General features: G+C 65.1%; 20 protein-coding genes. 9 read left to right on the forward strand and 11 right to left on the reverse strand.

The window, feature by feature from the left end; translation table 11 throughout:
- On the reverse strand, positions 1–1,167 hold the full coding sequence (gene hsaA, locus QWY29_RS16235) for a 3-hydroxy-9,10-secoandrosta-1,3,5(10)-triene-9,17-dione monooxygenase oxygenase subunit (RefSeq protein ID WP_300962065.1): 1,167 nt from the start codon (positions 1,165–1,167) through the stop codon (positions 1–3).
- A 92-nt stretch (positions 1,168–1,259) separates the two neighbouring features.
- Complete coding sequence (locus tag QWY29_RS16240) at positions 1,260–1,643, reverse strand: VOC family protein (protein ID WP_300962066.1); 384 nt, start codon at positions 1,641–1,643, stop codon at positions 1,260–1,262.
- 320 nt (positions 1,644–1,963) lie between these two features.
- Between QWY29_RS16240 and QWY29_RS16245 the strand changes: the two genes are divergently transcribed.
- Positions 1,964–3,226, forward strand: coding sequence for an HNH endonuclease signature motif containing protein (locus tag QWY29_RS16245; protein WP_300962069.1), 1,263 nt, complete (start codon positions 1,964–1,966; stop codon positions 3,224–3,226).
- 176 nt (positions 3,227–3,402) lie between these two features.
- Here the strand turns inward: QWY29_RS16245 and dmpG are convergent, their stop codons facing one another.
- Positions 3,403–4,491: a 4-hydroxy-2-oxovalerate aldolase gene (dmpG, locus tag QWY29_RS16250; RefSeq protein ID WP_300962071.1), complete on the reverse strand. Its 1,089-nt coding sequence runs from the start codon at positions 4,489–4,491 to the stop codon at positions 3,403–3,405.
- Position 4,492: 1 nt separating this feature from the next.
- The gene (locus QWY29_RS16255; RefSeq protein WP_300962072.1) at positions 4,493–5,413 is read right to left on the reverse strand and encodes an acetaldehyde dehydrogenase (acetylating); all 921 of its coding nucleotides are present in this window, start codon (positions 5,411–5,413) and stop codon (positions 4,493–4,495) included.
- A 72-nt stretch (positions 5,414–5,485) separates the two neighbouring features.
- On the opposite strand from QWY29_RS16255, the gene kstD reads away from it, so the two are divergent.
- Both kstD and chsH3 read left to right on the forward strand, forming a co-directional pair.
- Positions 5,486–7,234 carry a 3-oxosteroid 1-dehydrogenase gene (gene kstD / locus QWY29_RS16260; protein WP_300962074.1) on the forward strand — a complete coding sequence of 583 codons (1,749 nt, stop codon included), beginning with the start codon at positions 5,486–5,488 and terminating at the stop codon, positions 7,232–7,234.
- Positions 7,234–8,115, forward strand: a complete 882-nt coding sequence (chsH3, locus tag QWY29_RS16265) for an enoyl-CoA hydratase ChsH3 (RefSeq protein WP_300962076.1) — start codon at positions 7,234–7,236, stop codon at positions 8,113–8,115. The genes kstD and chsH3 overlap by 1 nt, the downstream gene beginning before the upstream one ends.
- Positions 8,116–8,137: 22 nt before the next feature.
- Here chsH3 and QWY29_RS16270 read toward each other — a convergent pair whose 3' ends face one another.
- Positions 8,138–9,352 carry a DUF480 domain-containing protein gene (locus tag QWY29_RS16270; RefSeq protein ID WP_300962077.1) on the reverse strand — a complete coding sequence of 405 codons (1,215 nt, stop codon included), beginning with the start codon at positions 9,350–9,352 and terminating at the stop codon, positions 8,138–8,140.
- Positions 9,353–9,413: 61 nt separating this feature from the next.
- Here QWY29_RS16270 and QWY29_RS16275 point away from each other — a divergent pair, with 61 nt between their 5' ends.
- Both QWY29_RS16275 and QWY29_RS16280 read left to right on the forward strand, forming a co-directional pair.
- The gene (locus QWY29_RS16275) at positions 9,414–10,496 is read left to right on the forward strand and encodes a spore photoproduct lyase family protein (protein ID WP_300962078.1); all 1,083 of its coding nucleotides are present in this window, start codon (positions 9,414–9,416) and stop codon (positions 10,494–10,496) included.
- Positions 10,497–10,701: 205 nt separating this feature from the next.
- Positions 10,702–10,905, forward strand: coding sequence for a cold-shock protein (locus QWY29_RS16280; protein ID WP_300962079.1), 204 nt, complete (start codon positions 10,702–10,704; stop codon positions 10,903–10,905).
- A gap of 81 nt (positions 10,906–10,986) precedes the next feature.
- Here QWY29_RS16280 and QWY29_RS16285 read toward each other — a convergent pair whose 3' ends face one another.
- Both QWY29_RS16285 and QWY29_RS16290 read right to left on the reverse strand, forming a co-directional pair.
- Entirely contained in the window at positions 10,987–11,490 is a 504-nt protein-coding gene (locus QWY29_RS16285; protein ID WP_300962080.1) for a 2'-5' RNA ligase family protein, read from the reverse strand.
- Positions 11,491–11,503: 13 nt separating this feature from the next.
- Entirely contained in the window at positions 11,504–11,815 is a 312-nt protein-coding gene (locus QWY29_RS16290; RefSeq protein ID WP_300962081.1) for a hypothetical protein, read from the reverse strand.
- Between the two features lie 49 nt (positions 11,816–11,864).
- Between QWY29_RS16290 and QWY29_RS16295 the strand changes: the two genes are divergently transcribed.
- The 4 genes from QWY29_RS16295 (at position 11,865) to QWY29_RS16310 (ending at position 14,935) form a co-directional block, all read left to right on the forward strand.
- Positions 11,865–13,355, forward strand: coding sequence for a recombinase family protein (locus QWY29_RS16295; RefSeq protein WP_300962082.1), 1,491 nt, complete (start codon positions 11,865–11,867; stop codon positions 13,353–13,355).
- A 69-nt stretch (positions 13,356–13,424) separates the two neighbouring features.
- Positions 13,425–13,568 (forward strand): ribbon-helix-helix protein, CopG family, encoded by a 144-nt coding sequence (locus QWY29_RS16300; RefSeq protein WP_300962083.1) that lies wholly within the window; start codon positions 13,425–13,427, stop codon positions 13,566–13,568.
- Between the two features lie 222 nt (positions 13,569–13,790).
- Entirely contained in the window at positions 13,791–14,183 is a 393-nt protein-coding gene (locus QWY29_RS16305) for a hypothetical protein (protein WP_300962085.1), read from the forward strand.
- Positions 14,180–14,935 carry a hypothetical protein gene (locus tag QWY29_RS16310; RefSeq protein WP_300962087.1) on the forward strand — a complete coding sequence of 252 codons (756 nt, stop codon included), beginning with the start codon at positions 14,180–14,182 and terminating at the stop codon, positions 14,933–14,935. Before QWY29_RS16305 ends, QWY29_RS16310 begins: the two co-directional genes overlap by 4 nt.
- 75 nt (positions 14,936–15,010) lie before the next feature.
- Here the strand turns inward: QWY29_RS16310 and QWY29_RS16315 are convergent, their stop codons facing one another.
- The 4 genes from QWY29_RS16315 to QWY29_RS16325 all read right to left on the reverse strand — a co-directional run bounded on the left by QWY29_RS16315 (position 15,011) and on the right by QWY29_RS16325 (position 19,424).
- Positions 15,011–15,373 (reverse strand): hypothetical protein, encoded by a 363-nt coding sequence (locus QWY29_RS16315; protein ID WP_300962088.1) that lies wholly within the window; start codon positions 15,371–15,373, stop codon positions 15,011–15,013.
- Between the two features lie 717 nt (positions 15,374–16,090).
- Positions 16,091–16,618 (reverse strand): DNRLRE domain-containing protein, encoded by a 528-nt coding sequence (locus QWY29_RS21080; RefSeq protein ID WP_369292663.1) that lies wholly within the window; start codon positions 16,616–16,618, stop codon positions 16,091–16,093.
- A 631-nt stretch (positions 16,619–17,249) separates the two neighbouring features.
- Entirely contained in the window at positions 17,250–17,750 is a 501-nt protein-coding gene (locus tag QWY29_RS16320; RefSeq protein WP_300962089.1) for a hypothetical protein, read from the reverse strand.
- Positions 17,751–19,109: 1,359 nt separating this feature from the next.
- Positions 19,110–19,424, reverse strand: coding sequence for a hypothetical protein (locus tag QWY29_RS16325; RefSeq protein ID WP_300962090.1), 315 nt, complete (start codon positions 19,422–19,424; stop codon positions 19,110–19,112).
- Positions 19,425–19,566 lie beyond the last annotated feature (142 nt).

Here is a 19,566-nt window from a genome sequence, read left to right on the forward strand (position 1 = left end):
TCAGTACATCCCCGGGTCGACCTTGTGGCCGAACTCGTGCGCGCCGAACATCTGCAACGCCCGCTCGGGGTCGTTGGCGGCGTGCACGCGGCCGGCGTGGGCGTCGCGCCAGGCGCGCTGGAGATAGGTGCCCTCGGCGAGCGCGCGGCCGCCCGAGGCCTCGAAGAGCGCGTCGATCGCATCGATGGCGCGCTGGCTGCCGAGGACCTGGTCGCGGCGGACCCGCAGGCGCAGGCCGAGCGGGATCTTCTCCCCCTTCGCGACGTGGTCCATCTCCTCGCGGATGTTGTTGACCAGCAGCGCCCAGGCCGCGTCGATCTCGCTGCTCGCCTTGGCGATGCGGACGGCCGCGAACGGGTCGAGGGAGGCCTTCTCGCCGAGGTACGCCGCGCGCGTGCGCTTCTGCTGCATCTCGACGTGCTCGGCGTACGCCCCGCGCGCCATGCCGATGATCGGCGTGGTGATGGTGCCGGTGAAGATCGAGTGGAAGGGCAGCTTGTAGAGGTCGGAGGTGTTCTGCTCCTGGCCCGGGCCCTTGCACGCGCCGGTCTGGCTCATCGAGAGCGTGAACGCCTCGGGGATGAACACGTCCTCGACCAGGATGTCGTTGGAGCCGGTGCCGCGCAGGCCGACCATGTGCCAGACGTCGATGACCTGGTACTTCTCGCGCGGGACCATGAACGTCTTGAAGTCCACGACCTGGCCGTCGGCGTTGAAGACGAGGCCGCCGAGCAGCACCCAGCTGCAGTGGTCGCAGCCGGAGGAGAAGCTCCACTTGCCGGACAGGATGTAGCCGCCGTCGGTGACGGTCGCCTTGCCGGTCGGGGCGTAGGAGGAGCTCAGGCGGGTGTTGGTGTCCTCGCCCCAGACCGCCTGCTGCGCCTCGTCGGCGAAGAGGGCGACCTGCCAGGGGTGCACGCCGACGACGCTGGAGACCCAGCCGGTCGACCCGCACGCGGACGCGATGTCGCGCACCGCGGTGTAGAAGGTGACGGGGTCGGCCTCGAACCCGTCGAAGCGCTTGGGCTGGAGCAGCCGGAAGAACCCGACCTCCTCCAGCTCCTTGATGCTCGCCTCCGGCACGACCCGCAGGCGCTCGGCCTCGTCGGCGCGCTCGCGGATGGTGGGCAGCAGGTCACGAACGCCGTCGAGCACAGCCTGGGACATCGCCAACTCCTGTCGTGGTGGGACGTCGGCAATACTAGAACACGTTCTTGTTTTGGACCAGGCGCCACTCTCGGCGGGTTCCCGCGCTCGGGTCAGGCGGGGCGGTAGCGGCTGAGCACGCAGAACTCGTTGCCCTCCGGGTCGGCCAGGACGGCCCAGCCCGAGTCGCCGTCGCGCCGGTCGTCGAACATCGTGGCGCCCAGGCCGAGGATCCGGTCGACCTCCTCGTCGCGGCTGCGGTCGGTGGGTCGCAGGCACAGGTGCATGCGGTTCTTCACCGTCTTGGCCTCGGGCACCTTGAGGAACAGCAGGTACCGGTCGTCGGGCCCCACCAGCCCGCACTCCTCCTCCCCCGGCTCGTTCTCGCCCTCCTCGGCGGTCGGGAGCCGGTGGTCCTCGAGGACCTGCGCCCACCACATCGTCTGGGCGTACGGGTCGTGGGCGTCGATGCAGAAGTTGGATGCGCGAGATGCCATGCCCCGTCTGTACCCCTCCACCCCCGCCCCCGTCGACCGGATTCGCTCCTTTCGCCGGTCGAGCAGCGAGCCCTGGCGAGCGTCGACGAGACCCTGGCAGCCGAATCTCGGCCTCGAGGACGTGGGTGGTCGCGGTGGAGCAGCTATGAGGGCGAGGTACGCCGTGGCTCGCGCGCCGCCGCCGGCTATCGGCTGGTTGAGGAGGGCCGCCAGGCCCGTCTCGAAACCCGCCGAGAAACTCCTCAGATTGATGTCCGAATACTGGTCTGACCTGGGGAAACACCCCCACCACTGTCGGTGGTCGCTGCTTGAGTAGACCCATGGCCAAGGACGCCCGACACAGTGCGCACCCGGTGTGCCGCGCGGTCGCGAAGTCCCGCAAGAAGACCCGAGCCGCGTGCAGCTCTCAGCTCTGGCAGCTCTCCGACGACGAGGTCGCAGCGACCCTGCTCGAGGCCACCCAGTTGCGCACCCAGGCCGAGGCCCTGGAGCTCAAGCTCGCGGCCGAGGCGGACCGGCGCGCGGTCGGGGACAAGGTCGGCGCGACCGACACCGCCTCGTGGTGGGGACACGAGACCCGCCAGGACCGGCCCGCCGCGAAGCGCCGGATGCGGCTGGCCGAGTCCTTGGACCGCCACGCACCCACGTCCGCTGCGCTGGCGGAGGGCGCGATCAGCATCGAGCACGCGAAGGTGATCACCGACTGCGTCGACCGGCTGCCGGATGACCTGCCCGACCCGACGATCCCGGAGCGGGCCGAGAAGCACCTCCTGACCGAGGCGCTCGACCGCGACCCGAAGTCGCTGGCGATCCTGGCCAAGCACGTCCTCACCGTCGTCGCCCCCGAGATCGGCGAGGAACGCGACGCCCGCGCGTTGGAACGTGAGGAACGTGAAGCACGGGCCAACGCCTGGCTGACGATGTGCCCGGACGGGCGGGGCAGCTACCGCGGGAAGTTCTCGATCCCGACCCTGCACGGCGAGATGCTGAAGAAGATGCTGCTCGCCTTCGCCGCACCCAAGCACCAAGCAGCCATCAAGACGGGGGACAGCGAGCCCGAGGTCGAGCGCCGCCCCTCGCCTGAGCGGATGGGCGACGCGTTCTGCGAGCTCCTCGAGCGACTCCCCGCCGACAAGCTCCCCCAGCTCGGCGGCCTGAACGCCTCCGTCGTCGTCCTCATCGACTTCACCGACCTCACGAGCGAGACCGGCCGCGCCACGCTGGAGTCCGGCGAACCGATCTCCGCATCGCTCGCCCGCCGGATGGCCTGCGAGGCCGGACTCCTCCCCGCCGTCCTCGGCAGGACGTCAGAGCTCCTCGACCTCGGCCACACCGCCCGCCTCTTCTCCGGCGCCCAGCGCCGCGGACTGGCGATCACGCAGCAGACCTGCACCGCCGCCGGCTGCGACTGTCCGGCCCATCTCTGCCACGCCCACCACGACACCAGCTGGCGCTCCGGCGGCAAGACAGACATGAAGAACGCCCGGCTCCTCTGCCCCAGGCACCACGCCCGGATCCACGACCCGCGGTTCGAGACCACCCACCACCCCGACGGCGGCGTCTCCTTCCACATACGGACATAGACCGCGAAGCCGCCGGTTGAGCAGCGAAGGCGTGCTGCGCCTGAGCGTCGACGAAACCCCCGCACCCGCGCAGGGCAGCAACCACCCACCGGCCCGACGAGCGCCCCAGCGCCCTGCGCACCTCGCCGGGTCTCGACGACGCTCGCCAGGGCTCGCTGCTCGACCAGCGGAGGCGGTCAGGCGTTGGCGGCGGCCTTGTCCTGCTCGGCCTTGAGCATCAGGGCGATGTCGATGAGCTGGTCCTCCTGGCCGCCGATCAGCTTGCGCCGGCCGGCCTCGAGCAGGATCTTCGCGCCGGAGACGCCGTACCGGTCGGCGGCGTTGCCGGCGTGCTTGAGGAAGGAGGAGTAGACGCCGGCGTACCCCATCATCAGCGTCATCCGGTCGAGCTGGCACTCCTCCGGCATGGCGGGCTTGATGACGTCCTCGGAGGCGTCGACGATCTGCAGGAAGTCGACGCCGGTGCGCCAGCCGAGCTTGTCGCAGACGCCGATGAACGCCTCGAGCGGGGTGTTGCCGGCACCGGCGCCGAAGCGACGGACCGAGCCGTCGATCTGGGTGGCGCCCGCGCGGGCGGCGATGACGGTGTTGGCGACGCCGAGGCCGAGGTTCTCGTGGCCGTGGAAGCCGACGTCGGCCTGCGAGCCGATCTCGGCGACGACGGCGGAGACCCGGTCGGCGGTCTGCTCCATGACCAGGGCGCCGGCGGAGTCGACGACGTACACGCACTGGCAGCCGGCGTCGACCATGATCCGCGCCTGCCTGGCCAGCACCTCGGGCGGTTGGGTGTGGCTCATCATCAGGAACCCGACGGTCTCCAGCCCCAGCTCGCGGGCGAGCCCGAAGTGCTGGATGGAGACGTCGGCCTCGGTGCAGTGGGTGGCGATCCGGCAGATCTGGCCGCCGTTGTCCTGCGCCGCGCGGATGTCGTCCTTGGTGCCGACGCCGGGGAGCATGAGGAAGGCGATCTTGGCCGTCTTCGCCGTCTCGGCCGCGATGCGGATGAGCTCCTGCTCGGGCGTGCGGGAGAAGCCGTAGTTGAACGACGAGCCGCCGAGCCCGTCTCCGTGGGTGACCTCGATGACCGGGACGCCGGAGGTGTCGAGGGCCTCGACGATGTCGTGCACCTCCTGCGCGGTGAACTGGTGCCGCTTGTGGTGCGACCCGTCGCGCAGGCAGGTGTCGGTGAGCCGCAGGTCGAGGTCGCCGCCGTGGGCGTCCCTCCACGTGCGCGCCAGGGCGTTCAGCTGGGTGGTCCCGGTCATGTCAGGCCTCCTTGCGGCCGGCGAGCACGGCCCGCGCGATGTTGTCGCCGACCTGTGCCGCGGCGGCGGTCATGATGTCGAGGTTGCCGGAGTACGGCGGGAGGTAGTCCCCGGCGCCCTCGACCTCGACGAAGATCGAGACCTTGACCTGGCCCTGCGTGGCGGCCGACGGCTCGTCGACCTGCGGCTCCTGCAGGAGGCGGTAGCCCGGGACGTACTCCTGGACGGCCTTCTCCATCGCGAAGACCGACTGCACGATCGCGTCGCGGTCGGCGTCGGGCGGGACCGCGCAGAAGATCGTGTCGCGCATGATCATCGGCGGCTCGGCCGGGTTGAGGATGATGATCGCCTTGCCGCGCTCGGCGCCGCCGATCCGCTCCACGCCGGCGGCGGTGGTGCGGGTGAACTCGTCGATGTTGGCGCGGGTGCCGGGGCCGGCGGAGACGCTGGAGACCGAGGCGACGATCTCGGCGTACGGCACCGGTGCGACCCGGGAGACCGCCGCCACCATCGGGATGGTGGCCTGGCCGCCGCAGGTGATCATGTTGACGTTCATCGCGCCGACGTGCTCCTCGCCGTTGACCGGCGGGATCACGGCCGGGCCGACCGACGCGGGGGTCAGGTCGACCGCGCGGATGCCGGCCTCCTCGTAGCGGGGTGCGTACTCCCGGTGCACGTAGGCCGAGGTGGCCTCGAAGATCAGGTCGGGCAGCTCGTCCTGCTTCAGCAGCCAGTCGACGCCCTCGTGGGACGCCTCGAGGCCCTGCTGGGCGGCGAGCCTGAGGCCCTCGGACGAGGGGTCCACGCCGATCATCCAGCGCGGCTCGACGCTGCCGCCCTCGGCGGCACCGCGCAGCAGCTTGTACATCAGGTCGGTGCCGATGTTGCCCGGACCGACGATGGCCGCGGTCAGCTTGGTCATGTCTGGGTGGACCTCTCGGAGATGGCGTCGAACGACAGGTCACCATGCTAGAACCTGTTACAGTTTTGCGCCATGACGGGGTCTCCTCACGCCACCTCCAGCGGATCGCCGACCGACCTCCCCAGCGAGGTCGACGTGGTCGTCGTCGGCGCCGGCGCGGCCGGCATGTCCGCCGCCCTCGCGGCCGCCGACCGCGGTCTCGACACGATCCTGCTGGAGAAGAGCCGGTGGTTCGGCGGCTCGACCGCGCGCAGCGGCGGAGGGGTCTGGATCCCCGGCAACTACGCGCTCAAGTCGGCCGGCCAGGACGACGCGCTGGAGAACTCCAAGCTCTACCTCGACTCGATCGTCGGCGACGTCGTGCCGAAGGTCCGCCGCGACACCTACGTCGACCGCGGCGCGGAGGTCATGGACTTCATCAAGGCCCGCACGCCGGTGCGGTTCACCTGGGTGCCCGACTACGCCGACTACCACCCCGAGCAGCCGGGCGGCCGGCCCGCGGGGCGGACGGTCGAGCCGGTCCCGCTGGACGCGAGCTCCCTCGGCGCGGAGCTCGAGCGGCTCCACCCGCCGTACACCAAGGCGCCGGCCAACATGATCGTCACGCAGGCCGACTTCCGGAAGATCAGCCTCGGCATGCGCACCGTCCGCGGCCCGCTGACGATGGTCAAGGTGACCGTCAGGCGGATCATCGCCGGGCTGCTGCGCCGCCGGATGTACGCCATGGGCAACGCGATCGCGATCGGGCTGCGCAAGGGCCTCGTCGACGCGCGCGTGCCGGTCCACTACGAGACCGAGCTGCGCGACCTGGTGGTCGAGGGCGGCCGCGTCGTCGGCGTGCGGGTGCTGCGCGACGGGGTCGAGCAGGTCGTCCGCGCGCGCCGCGGCGTCGTCCTCGGCAGCGGCGGCTTCGAGCGCAGCGCCGAGCTGCGCGAGCGGTTCCTCCCCCAGCCGACCTCGGTGGAGTGGACGACCGGCTCGCAGAACAACACCGGTGCCGGGCTCGTCGCCGGCATGGCCGCCGGCGCCCGCACCGACCTGCTCGACGACGGCTGGTGGGGCCCGACGATCCCGCTGCCGGGCCGGCCGTGGTTCTGCCTGGCCGAGCGCAACCTGCCGGGCTCGATCATCGTCAACCAGGCCGGCGAGCGGTACATGAACGAGGCGCTCCCCTACGTCGAGGCCGTCCACGAGATGTACCGGGGCGAGCAGACCGGCGTCGCGCACGTGCCGTCGTGGATGGTCATCGACCAGCGCTACCGCAACCGCTACGTCTTCGCCGGCCTCATGCCGCGCCAGCCCTTCCCGGGCAAGTGGTTCAAGGAGGGCGTGGTCAAGAAGGCCGACACCCTCGCCGGCCTGGCCGACGAGATCGGCGTCCCGGCCGACACCCTGGCGCGGACCGTCGAGCGCTTCAACGGCTTCGCCGCGACCGGCGTCGACGCCGACTTCCACCGCGGCGAGTCGGCCTACGACAAGTACTACTCCGACCCGACGGTCAAGCCCAACCCGTCGCTGCACCGCATCGACGAGGGACCGTTCTACGCCGTCAAGATCGTCCCCGGCGACCTCGGCACCAAGGGGGGTCTCGTCACCGACGAGCGCGCCCGCGTGCTGCGCGAGGACGGCACCGTGCTCGAGGGGCTGTACGCCGCCGGCAACGTGTCGTCCGCGGTCATGGGCAACACCTACCCCGGCCCCGGCGGCACGATCGGCCCGGCGCTGGTCTTCGGCTACCTGGCCGCGGAGGACCTCGCTGCCGCCCGGCCGGCCGACCAGCAGCACGCCACCCGGCAGACCCCCGAGAAGGAGACCGCCTGATGCCCATCGACCCCTCCGTGGCGATCGGGGCCGACCTCGGCTCGCGCACCTTCAGCTGGTCCGAGAGCGACGTGCTGCTCTACCACCTCGGCATCGGCGCCGGTTCGCGCCCGGGCGACAACCTCTCCGCGGCGGCGCTGCGCTACACCCTCGACGGGCCGGGCCTGCAGGTCCTGCCGTCCTTCGGCGTCGTCGCGCCGACCTTCTCCGAGACCGACCCGCCGCCGCTGGACCTGCCCGGCTGCGACATCAACCTGGCCCAGGTCGTGCACGGCTCACAGGCGATCACGGTCACCGGCGGGCCGCTGCCCACGAGCGGCACGGCCACGATCCGCACCACGCTCACCGACGTGTGGGACAAGGGCAAGGCCGCCGTCATCTGGCAGGAGGGCGTCGCGACGTCCGAGGCCGGCGAGGAGCTGTGGCGGGTGCGCTCGTCGATCTTCGTCCGCGGCGAGGGCGGCTTCGGCGGCGACCGCGGGTCGTCGACCCCGGTGGCGGTGCCCGACCGGGCGCCCGACGCCGACGCGGCGTACGACGTCACCCCGCAGCAGGCGCTGCTCTACCGCCTGTGCGGCGACCGCAACCCGCTGCACGCCGACCCGGACTTCGCGAAGGCGGCCGGCTTCCCGGCGCCGATCCTGCACGGGCTGTGCTCCTACGGCATCGTGCTGCGGACCCTGACCGACGAGCTGCTCGACGGCGACGCGACGAAGGTGGGCGGCTTCGCGGCCAAGTTCGCCGGCGTGGTCTTCCCGGGCGAGACGATCCGCACCCGCGGGTGGCGCGAGGACGGGCGCATCCTGGCCTCGGCCGAGATCGCCGGCGGCGAGCGCGACGGCTCGCCGGTGCTCGGTGACGTGGTGCTCGACCTGGCCTGAGCAGCTCCCCGAGAGGGCCGGGTCAGGCCCGGCGGGCCAGCACGTAGAGCCGCTCGGTCGTCTCGCCCCGGGCTACGACCGGGCCGCGGCGGTACCATTCGACGTCGCCGAGCCCGGCCGCCTCGACGGCGGCCCGGACGTCGGCGAGGTCGTGCAGCACGAAGTCCAGCGCCACCTCGTGGCCGAACCACTCGTCGAGGTGCCGCACCCGCTGCGGCCCACCGGTGTGCAGCGCGAGCACCAGTAGCCCGTCGGCGGCGAGCGGCCGGGCCAGCGCGGACACGGCCTCCGCCAGCTCGCCGGGTGCGAGGTGGATCAGTGAGTACCACCCCAGCACCGCCGCCCAGCCGTCCGCGGCCGGCGGTCGCACCAGGCGGCGCAGGTCGCCGACGGCGTACGTCGCGTCGGGGAAGCGGGCCTGCGCCTGCTCGACCATCGCGGGCGTGAGGTCGATGCCGGTGGCGTCGACCCCCGCCGCCGCGAGGTACGCCGCCACGTGGCCCGGCCCGCAGCCGGCCTCGACGACGGGGCGACCGGACGCGACCACGTGCTCGGCCACCCGGTCGAGCAGCCAGCGCTCGAAGGGCAGCCCGGGCAGCTCGGCGGCGAGGGCGTCGGCGTAGTCCGCGGCGATCGCCCCGTAGGCGGCGCGGACCCGGTCGTCGCGGTCCGCGGGCAGCTCGACGGCCCTGTCGGGCTCGACCGGCGCGGCGGTGTCCTCGGGGGCGCCGAGCAGGTGCCGCCAGCGGGCGTCGCGGTCACCGCGGCGGCGGGGCAGCTCCTCGACCAGCCCGCGCGCGGCCATCCGCCGCAGGGTGTCCTCGGCGGCCTGCCGGTCGGCGAAGCCGTGCAGCCGCTCGCAGCGGGTGCGCAGCTCGCCGGGCGCCTGCGGACCGCGCAGCAGCAGCACGGTCAGCAGCGCGCGCTCGTCGCTAGCGAGGTCGAGCACCTCGTCGAGCACCTGGTGGTACTTCAGGGTCCGCCGGCCGGTGTCGGACCAGACGATCCGCAGCAGGCCGCGGTCCTTGAGCCGGCGGCCGACCTGCTCGACCAGTGCCTCGTCGTAGTCGGTGACGGGCTCGCGGCTGCTGGTCTGGTTGCACGCCGTGCGCAGCCCGCTGAGCGTCATCGGGTAGGAGCCCGGGACGGTCACCTGCTTCTCCAGCAGGGCGCCGAGGACGCGCTGCTCCTCGGGCGCGAGCGGCTCGGGCAGGGACGTGAGCGGGGTCTCGGTCACGTCGGCACGATAGGCGCCCCAGCGGGGATGTCGCGGGCGGTGGCGGTTGTTGGACCGGGTGATGCCCCCGTCGAAGCCACGCCCCTGGGTCCCCGAGCACGTCCTGGTCACCGCCGCCGCCGCGGAGCAGCCGCACACCGCGGAGGTGCTCCGGCGGGTCGAGGCGGCCGGCGTCGACGACGTACGGCTCCTCACCGGCAACCGCCTGACCGGCCTCACCGAGGGCTCCGAGCGCTGGGTCTACGCCCGCGCCAAGAAGACGCTCGCGCTGGTCGTCGCGCCGCCCAGCGCCATCAAGCCGCAGCCGATCCCGCCGAGCGCCGACTGGCGCATCGACCTGGCCAAGGGGTGCCCGGCCCACTGCCAGTACTGCTACCTCGCCGGCTCCCTGACCGGTCCGCCGGTCACGCGTGCCTACGCCAACCTCGACGACGTGCTGGCCGGCATCGGGACGCACGCCGGCCGCGGCGCGGTCACCAGCGGCACCGCCGAGCGCGACCACGAGGGCACGACGTACGAGCTGTCCTGCTACACCGACCCGCTCGGCATCGAGCACCTCACCGGCTCGCTCGCCGAGGCGGTCCGGCGCGTCGGCACCGGGGTCTACGGCGACGAGGTGTCGCTGCGGTTCACGACCAAGTTCGACGCGGTCGACGAGCTGGTCGCGCTCCCCCACGGCCGCCGCACGCGGATGCGCGTCTCGGTCAACGCCGAGGAGGTCGCCGGCCGGTTCGAGGGCGGCACGTCGCCGGTGGCGGCGCGGATCGACGCGCTGCGGCGGGTGGCCTCGGCGGGCTACCGGGTGGGGCTGACGATCGCCCCCGTCATGCCGGTCGAGGGCTGGCGCGAGCAGTACGCCGCGTTGCTGGACGCCGTGGGCACGGCGCTGGCCGACGTCCCCGACCTGGACCTGACGACCGAGGTGATCACCCACCGGTTCACGCCGGGGTCCCGCGAGGTGCTGCTCGGGTGGTACCCGCGGACCAGGCTGGAGATGGACGAGTCGGTCCGCACCGCGAAGCGCAACAAGTTCGGCGGCACCAAGTACGTCTACCCGCGGGAGACGATGGCCGAGATGCGCGGCTGGTTCACCGACGCCCTGGCCGCCCGGCTGCCGGGCGCACCGCTCCTCTACTGGACCTGAGGATGGTGCCGCCCAGCCCCCACGGTGCTACTGTCGATGATGTTGAAGGGGGTTCTCCCCACCTGGTGGTCGATCTGGCCGCCGAGCTCATCGCTTGTCCTTGGTTTTCTTCGTCTCGCACGTCGGTATCAGGCGCCTCGCTTTGTCTTCAGCCCCGCGGCGGGCAACAGGTCGCCCGCCGCTACCGACACGAAGGAAATGCATCATGACCAACGGCACCGTGAAGTGGTTCAGCGACGACAAGGGCTTCGGCTTCATCGCGCAGGAGGGTGGCGGCGCTGACGTGTTCGTCCACCACAGCAACATCCAGGGCAACGGCTACAAGTCCCTCAAGGACGACCAGAAGGTCGAGTTCGACGTCGTCGCCGGCCCCAAGGGCCCGCAGGCGGAGAACGTCCGCGCTGTCTGAGCCTCTGGCTCCCACACGCTTCGTCGAAGGGCGGCTCCCCGGTCACGCACCGGGGGCCGCCCTTCGGCCATTTCAGGCGGCTCACCAGCCGGCGACGGTGGTGACCCGGCCGGCGTCGGGGTCCCAGCGGCGCAGCCGGGTGAAGGTGAGCACGACGTCCTCGTGACCGAGCACGTCGACGGCCCGCTGGGCGTCGGCGCGGTCGAGCCGACGGGCCAGGGTCACGTGCGGGAGCCAGCCGAGGTGGGCGCGGTCGGGCACCTGGACGCGCACGGCGAGCACGCGGCGTACGACGTCGTCGTCGATGTCGAGCGCGCGGGCCACCGTCAGCCGCTCCCCGCCGAGCAGCAGCAGGCCCGCCGACCGCGCGCGGAACGGCAGCAGCGACCCGAGCCGCGCGGCGGCCACGTCGATCGCGGCGTCGGGCAGCTCGGGCGCGGAGACGACGGTCAGGTGCGGCGCGTTGGTCGCCCCGCGGTGGTCCAGCTGGGACGGGAGCCCGGCGTCGCGGAGCCGCTGCCAGTCGTGGCGGACGGCCTCCAGGCCGGCCTCGTCGGGCACCAGCTCGAGCGCGTGCAGCGGCATCAGGCCAGCACCCTCAGGCCAGCCACGTCTGGGCCCGGCGGGTGTGGCCGGCCTTGGTCGCCGGCTCCATGCCGTCGTACAGCCGGGCGATCATCTGCGAGCGCGGGTTGCGCGCGAACACGTCCTGGTGGTCCCTCACGAAGGTCCAGTAGAGCGCGTCCCAGTCCGCCCGCCACTCGCCGGGGCCGAAGTCGCTCATCTTCCGCAGGTAGTTCGACCCCGAGACGTAGGGCTTGGTCACGATCGCCTCGCCGGCCGCGAACTGCGACATGCCGTAGACGTTGGGCACCATCACCCAGTCGTAGGCGTCGATACCACGTACCATCTATTCACTCGACTCTGCGTAGGTGTAGGGACGATAGGGAGGTTCGGGCATGGAAGCCGCGTTCTACGGTCGCATCAGCGCAGACCACGCAGGACAGGGACTTGGCGTACAGCGTCAGTTGGAGGACTGCACACGCAAGGCTACGGCTCTGGGGTGGACGCTCCCCGAGTCCTTGCACTTCGTAGACAACGACGTGTCCTCATCCAAGGGTGACCCGCGTCCTGCCTATGACGCCCTCATGGCTGCAATCTCGGCAGGCACCGTCAAGGCTCTTGTGGTCTACGACCTTGACCGGCTCACCCGTCGTCCCATCGAACTTGAACAGTTCATGGCTCTGGTGGACTCCACTGGCGTCCTGCTTGCCAACGTCTCTGGTGACGTGGACCTGACTACGGCCAACGGTCAGATGCTCGCCCGCATCAAGGGTGCGGTGGCAGCACAGGAGGCACGACGTATCAGCGAACGCGTCAAGCGCCAGAAGCAGCAGCGGGCAGAGTCGGGTCTTGCCAACGGTCAGCGGTACCGGACCTACGGCTACAACCGTGACTGGTCTGTCGTCCCTGAGGAAGCAGCGGTGGTCAAGGAGGTGTTTGAGCGGGCAGCAGCCGGTGAGGCCAAGCACTCCATCACCCGTGACCTACAAGCCCGTGGCATCACCACGACCGCAGGCGGTACGTGGCGACCCATCCAGACGACCAGACTCCTTCGGACTGCCAAGTACGCCGGTTTGCAGATTCGCAACGGTGAGGTCATCGGCAAGGCAGCCGTCAAGCCCATCATCACCGAAGCCATGTTTGAGGCTGTCCAGACTCCCGTTAAGGGTCGGACAACCAATACCCGCAAGTATCTTGCTAGCGGGATTCTGGTGTGCTCTTTGTGTGAGCAGAAGATGACTGGTGCCTCTGATGCCCGTGGGAACAAGCGGTACCGGTGCGACCCCAACACAGGTGGCTGTGGACGTATGTCCATTAAGGCTGAGTGGATTGACGACCTGCTTGACCGCTACATGAGCCACATCGTCATGCATGATTATCTAGAGGCTCAGGAATCCCAGCCGGAGCCGGTAGAGGATAACCGCCTTGCTGAGATTGATGCCGAGATTGAATATATCCGTAACAACGTCATTGAACTTGAAGACCGCGTGGAAATGGTCAATGAGGCACGTAAGCGACGTAGGGCTATTGTTGCGGAACAGGCTGCTTCTCTTTCTACCCCCGCTCCCCTAACTTGGGATGCTATTCAGCACTACGACGAAGCGGACGTGACGGCCAAGGCTGCACGCATCAAGACCCGTATTAAGTACATCTTCCTGCAACCGGGCAAGCGGGGTAGGCAGACAAAGTTGGACCTCAACCGCCTAGTGGTCGTTATGTGGGACGGTCGCAAGGTACCGGGTCAGGCTATTGACGTAGACGATGTACGCCCCCGGATGAAGTCTGGCGTACCGCCCGAGTTGGTGGAAGTCGAAATCATCAACAAAGCCACTGGCGAGGTTGTCAGCACGACCAAGGTCTTGAATGACCCGACAATCCCAGAATAACTCTCCTAACTTGACAAGAGAGTCCTACTATGATATAGTAGGTATATACCAAGAAGTGAGGTAGAGATTATGGCTGGAAACAAGACCAATCGCATTCAGGTGATGTTGGACGACGAAACGCTAGACGCCTTGAAGAAGGCAGCGAAAGCCGACAAGCGAACGCTTAGCGAATATATCCGTCTTCTGATTGAAGACCACCTGAATATCAGTTGAGCCGCTGGCAGGCCGGTATAAAGTCTGCCAACAACAATAACAAGAATAGGAATGATTATGGATGGAAAGAGAAGAAAGTTGGGACGTTCGTATTGAACGAATGAAGTTCAGAGCAGAGACCATGCTTGCAATGGTTGATGAACTAGAAAGAATCGAAACTACAGCAGCCAATAGGAGTCTATGGGGACGACTATTCAACAATAACAACAAGGAGAACAAGTAATGATTAAGAAGACAGTAGTAGCACTAGTATTGATGTTTGCCCTTATGGGCTTTTCAACTCCTACCGCCGCATTCGCGGAAGAGCCGGTAAAGGAATACGGAATCTCGGTCATTGAACCGACAAACAATGTAGTGAAGCAGGGCGGACGTATTTATATCGCCGGTAAGGTTGCACCGTTCCAGAAGGTGACGGTACGAATGTTCAGGAACGACGGCAAGCACATCATTCACACCACCTTGCAGACTGACCAGACCGGTATTGTCTACACGTGGTTTAACATTCGCCCCAAGGCCAAGCCGGATATTTATAGGCTCTCAACGCTTGCCTACGGTGCTAACCAGCCAAGCACAGTTGACCTATTCAACATCACCGTTAAGAAGGTAAAGCGATGAAGAAGATGATTGCGGCACTGGCCGTTATGGCTATGTTTGCTACTGGATGCAGCAACGGTAGCGCGGACAATACTAGAACGGCTGAGGTTTCTACCTCTACCGCCGCTCCTGTGCAGTACGACGAATCAGCAATCGTAAAGCACATCGGGGCAGTAGAGAGTGACTTCGGTTCGTGGTTCATCACCACCGATAATCTCGTGGAATGCGAGATTGCCGTAATCTTGACTACTGAGGTTGAGGTATCGACCTACGCCGATGCTGGCGACAACGTAGCGACCAACCCTGACGGCACAGCCGGGGTAAAGATTGTGGCCCCTGAGGGTGCTACTTGTAATGAGGAACTGACTAAGCGACTGTCTACGTTCCCTGACGGTGAGCCTTATTCGTCCGGGCCGGTAGAGGGTGAGGACGGAGACGCGGGCATGGTTCCGCCTACTCCCGAAGCAGAGATTGAGACGCAGGCACAGACTTACACCAACTCCTTTCTGACCGGTGATGGTCAGGCTGCCTACGCGGTCTTCTCTAAGCGTTGCCAAGGTGAGGTTGACCGTAACTACTTCATTGGAATCACTCTGGCTGCCAAGAGCCAGTACGGCAAGGCTGCTCCGTTCGAATCCTTCAAGGCAGACGTTAAGGGGAATAAGGCAACCGTGTCCTACACCTTTGCTGACTACCCTGAGTTGAACCAGACCGATGAGGCATGGGTCAATGAGAACGGCTTGTGGCTGCTTGACGACTGCCCTGCTGTATAGCCCCTAGAACGCACAAAAAGGCCCCGTACAGGCCCTAGCATTAGTTTGCTGAGGGATTCCCTGTACGGGGCTCTTTTATTTGCTACCGCGCTCTTCTTCTTGAATACGCTTGATGGTCTCTTCGGGTAGTTCTCCACCCATCTTGACAACGATGATGCGTAGCAGGGCAACTTGCTCTTCGGCCTCAAAGGCACGCTTGCGCCACTCGCTGACTTCTTCCTCAACTACGTCAAGACGTGTCTGGCAGTCCTTGTGGGTGTCTTGCAACTGCTTAATCTGTTCTCTGTAGTCCGCGTTCATATCCAGTTGGGCCTTGGACTTTTCAGCACCACGGTTCCACCATCGTTCGGCATACTTTAATCCGATACCGCCGAATAGCGTTCCGGCTAGTGCCAGCCAACCGGCTGGGATAGATGCCAAAGTGGACTTGATGCCCATGACAATTAGGAAGGCTTCCATTAGGCAACACGCTGCCTGTGAACATAATTCTGTTCAATGTATACGACGGCCATAATCAGGGCCACTACAAGCAGCGGTACCCATGAGATAGAAGCCAGTCCGGTGACGAACATACGAACCAGACAGTTGAAGCAGTAGTACAAGAACAAACAGAACGCACCAACGGCAATATGTCTAGCGTCACCGGTCTTAACGGCTCGCAGACCCGGAAGACTCATGCACAGCATCAGCAGACCGCTGAGGCTTGTTACCAACCCAAGTGAGTTGAATGATGGTCCAAAGAATGGGTCATAGAACGGTGTGAATACCCACAGTGCTGAGAAGAACAAGAAAACAGCAACGATGCCGACAATTGTTCTTGCAGGCTCAGTGCGGCTGTACCGTAGTAGTCTCTTCGGCATCTGGCACCAGCCTTTCCCCGTTCTTTCCACGTGGGTCAGCAACCGGGGTGACCTTATTTCGGACAATCCAAGCGACAATCAGTGGTGCTACGACGGTGACAAATCCCAGAATGGCATTCGTCTGGTCTGGCGTCACTGGCAGACCGAAAGACACCAACAGTGCGATGCCCGATGTAACAATTGCAACAATGACTGCTGCGTTGATTAATGGTTCTCTCTTCATATAGATAGAACCTCCTTTACGTTTAATAGGAAGGGCCGGTAAGGATTTCTCCCTACCGGCCCCTCAATGTGCTTATAGTGCTGGGATTCCCCAACCTCTGAATGGTGGTGGGGTAATCACGCCCGGTGCGGTCTCAATGATGATTTGCGGTCTCTGAGACGCGGTACCGTATTCGGCCGAACGGAATGCCACAGAAACCCTCAATGGGTCTGCTGTCATCATTAGTCCGTGTTCGGCATCGAAAGCGTTCGTAATGTCGAACTCGTTTACCGTTGCACCTGTGCTAACCGTCTTCGTGATGGTCTTGACATACTCGAAAGACGGCTGCCTTTCCCAAGTGACTCCGGATTCGCTCCAAGCACTTGTTACCTTGTAGAAGGCAACAGGGACATTGGTTGCACCGCTACCTGCCCAGATTCGCAAGGTGGCTGAGGTAACAACCTCACCAGCCGGTACGGTGAAAGATGGAGCACGCATGTAGACACGCGCACTTCCTCCCGTATATGCAATGTTTAGTGCAGAGTTAGAACCAAGGTTCTGCGTAGGACCACCGGTATAGACGTAAGCGTCATCTGTAACGCTGAGAGTGAACGTCGCCATTAGCCCTCACACCTAACTGTGACAACTAGGTCAGCGGCAGATGAACCAGCGGTAGGTACTTCAACCGTTAGGTAGGCACCCTCAGAGACCGGGTAGGTGAGGTCAATGGATGCTGTGTTCGCACCAGCACCAAGAACGACGGAGGATGAGTCTCCCCCGTTAACACGCACGACAACTGTGGTTGCGCTTGTGCCAGCGGTACCTAGAGAAGCCCTTACCTTTCTAATCGTCCCATCTTGGGTTAGGTAGTAACGCTGAGTTCCTACAAAGGTGGTTAGAGCACCAGCAGAAGTGAAGGTTGCGTTTTCTACGCTTACTCCATTTGTACCCGGCGTTCCAGTTGCACCAGTGTCACCCTTTGGTCCCTCAATACCCTGTTCACCTTGGATACCCTGTAGACCCTGCGGTCCCTGAATACCCTGCGGTCCTTGCTCACCGACAACCGATGCAAGCCAATCAGCCTCAGTACCGACAAAACCATTAGCAACGGCTACCTCATAAGCAGAACGCCCGTCAGCACCATCAGCGCCCGTATCACCGGCAGGACCGGCAGGACCAGTCTCACCAGCAGGGCCGGTGTCTCCGGTCTCACCCTTAACGCCTTGTGGTCCCTGAGGACCGACAAGAGACGCTAGCCAGTCTGCTTCTGAGCCAACGAAGCCATTAGCAACAGCAACGGCATAACCGCTGTCTCCATCCGTACCGGCCTCACCCTGCGGGCCAGCAGGGCCGGTCTCCCCCGGTAGTCCTTGTGGTCCTTGCGGACCTTCTGGACCCTGCTCACCAACTGGTCCCTGTAGTCCGGTGTCACCCTTTGGTCCAACTGGACCCTGCTCACCGGGTAGACCCTGAATACCTTGTGGACCCTCAGGTCCGGTATCACCCTTAGGACCAATAGGCCCGATTGGACCAACCGGTCCAACTTCACCTTGTGGTCCAGCGATACCCTGAATACCTTGGTCTCCGGTATCACCCTTGGGGCCTTGAACTCCTTGAATACCCTGTGGTCCGGCTGGACCCACTTCACCTTGGAATCCCTGTGGGCCAACTGGACCCATCGGACCCTGTGCGCCAGTGTCACCGGCTGGTCCTTGGATAAGTCCTGCGTCAATCCAACGGTCGTTGTCGTCATCCCATACGTATAGGTGACCATCAATCAGCCAAGCGTTCTCAGCAGCATCAGGAACGGGCGGTAGAGCAGAAACGTCAGGCTTCGTACCCTTAATAGATACACCAGTACCGCGTTCTCCTGTGTCTCCCTTGTCCCCCTTTGGACCTACCGGCCCAACAGGACCGTCAATACCTTGGACACCTTGTGGACCCTGAACACCCGGAATACCCGGTGCTCCCTGTTCACCTGTGTCCCCCTTTGGACCCTTCCAGAGTCCAAGTGAGTTCCAAGAGTTACCTACGATGCGATAAGCGTGACCATCGCTGGTACGAATCCAAATATCACCTTCTACTGCATCAATTGGACTATTTTCCTGTGTGAAGATGCGTGCTCCGTCTGCTCCACGCGCACCTGTCGGTCCAGTCAGATTTCCAATGCGGTTCCATGACCACGAGAAGCCGTTGTACTCATGGCGGAAGAAATCTCCGTTTGAAACATTGATGTAGATTGCGCTGTTCGGATAACCGCCTGCACCTGTTGGGTTGCCGTATCCGGTGTAGGCAGTAGCACCAGAGATACCTTGCTCGCCTTGTGGGCCGGTGTCTCCCCTATCACCCTTAGGTCCACGGTCACCTTGTGGTCCACGTGGGCCAACAACACCCTGTGGTCCCTGCTCACCGGCTGGGCCTGTGAATCCTCTAGGACCAGTTAGGCCGGTAGCACCAACAGCGCCGGTGTCTCCCTTATCTCCCTTGTCACCCTTAGGACCAGAGATACCAATTGGTCCTCGCGGACCTGCCTCACCAGCAGCGCCAGTGAGTCCCTGAACGCCTCTGTCCCCCTTGTCTCCCTTTGGTCCCTGAGGACCAGCAGGACCGACAGAGCCAGTTGGGCCTACGTCTCCCCTGTCTCCCTTAGGACCGGACAAACCAGCAGGACCACGCTCACCCTGCGTTCCCTGAACTCCCTGAGGGCCAGTGGCACCCTGTGGACCTTCAAGTCCTCGGTCACCCTTCTCGCCCTTCTCGCCACGGTCTCCCTTGGCACCGGTAGCACCGGTTGGGCCGATTGGACCGATTGGACCCATTGGTCCGGGTTCACCCGGCTTGCCCTGTTCACCACGGGCACCCTTAACAAGACCAGCGTTAATCCACCCGTCGCGTTCTGAGAGGACAAACAAATCCTGACCGATGAAGTATCCATCGTTAATGTCTGCGTCCTCTGGAAGCGATTCTGGGCCTTCTACGGTGCCCTTGACGGTGACACCCTCACCACTTGGACCCTGTAGGCCACCGGTAGCGATGTTTAGTGTGTAGCCAGTGTCTTCCACGACCGTTAGAACTGGTCGTTCATCCTTGATGACTAGTTTGTACTCGCTCATCAGAAAACCTCCGCAACGGTTAGGTTTCCGTAAGCCATGTACTTCCTGTCACCGTTAGGCTGGTCATGGATAAGGACGTACTTGCAGTTCCCTACCGGCCAAACGGCTGTTTCTTCGTCGGTCACCTTCAAAGTGATGGTGCCTGCGTCATCCACGACGGTTGCATAATCTGCAACTAGAACGTCGTTGTACTTCAACGCAAGGGTGATTGTGTGTCCGGTCAGGTCTACCGGATTCCCCTGTGCGTCTTCAAGAATTAGGTTAAGTACAAATGTCTCTCCTTGACCTGTTACATAGTTCTGCTTCTTTGTCATGATTTTGGTGGTTCTAAGAACCTACCTCCTATTTAGTCTGTCCGTTCGTGGACGAATCGTGAAACAGTCACGTACCACCAAGCCCAAAAGAGCATGTTGATAGTGGCCGGTACGAAGAACTGGAACCAGAAGCCTGTAGCGG

The organism is Nocardioides abyssi, assembly GCF_030412915.1.
Taxonomy (GTDB): domain Bacteria; phylum Actinomycetota; class Actinomycetes; order Propionibacteriales; family Nocardioidaceae; genus Nocardioides; species Nocardioides abyssi.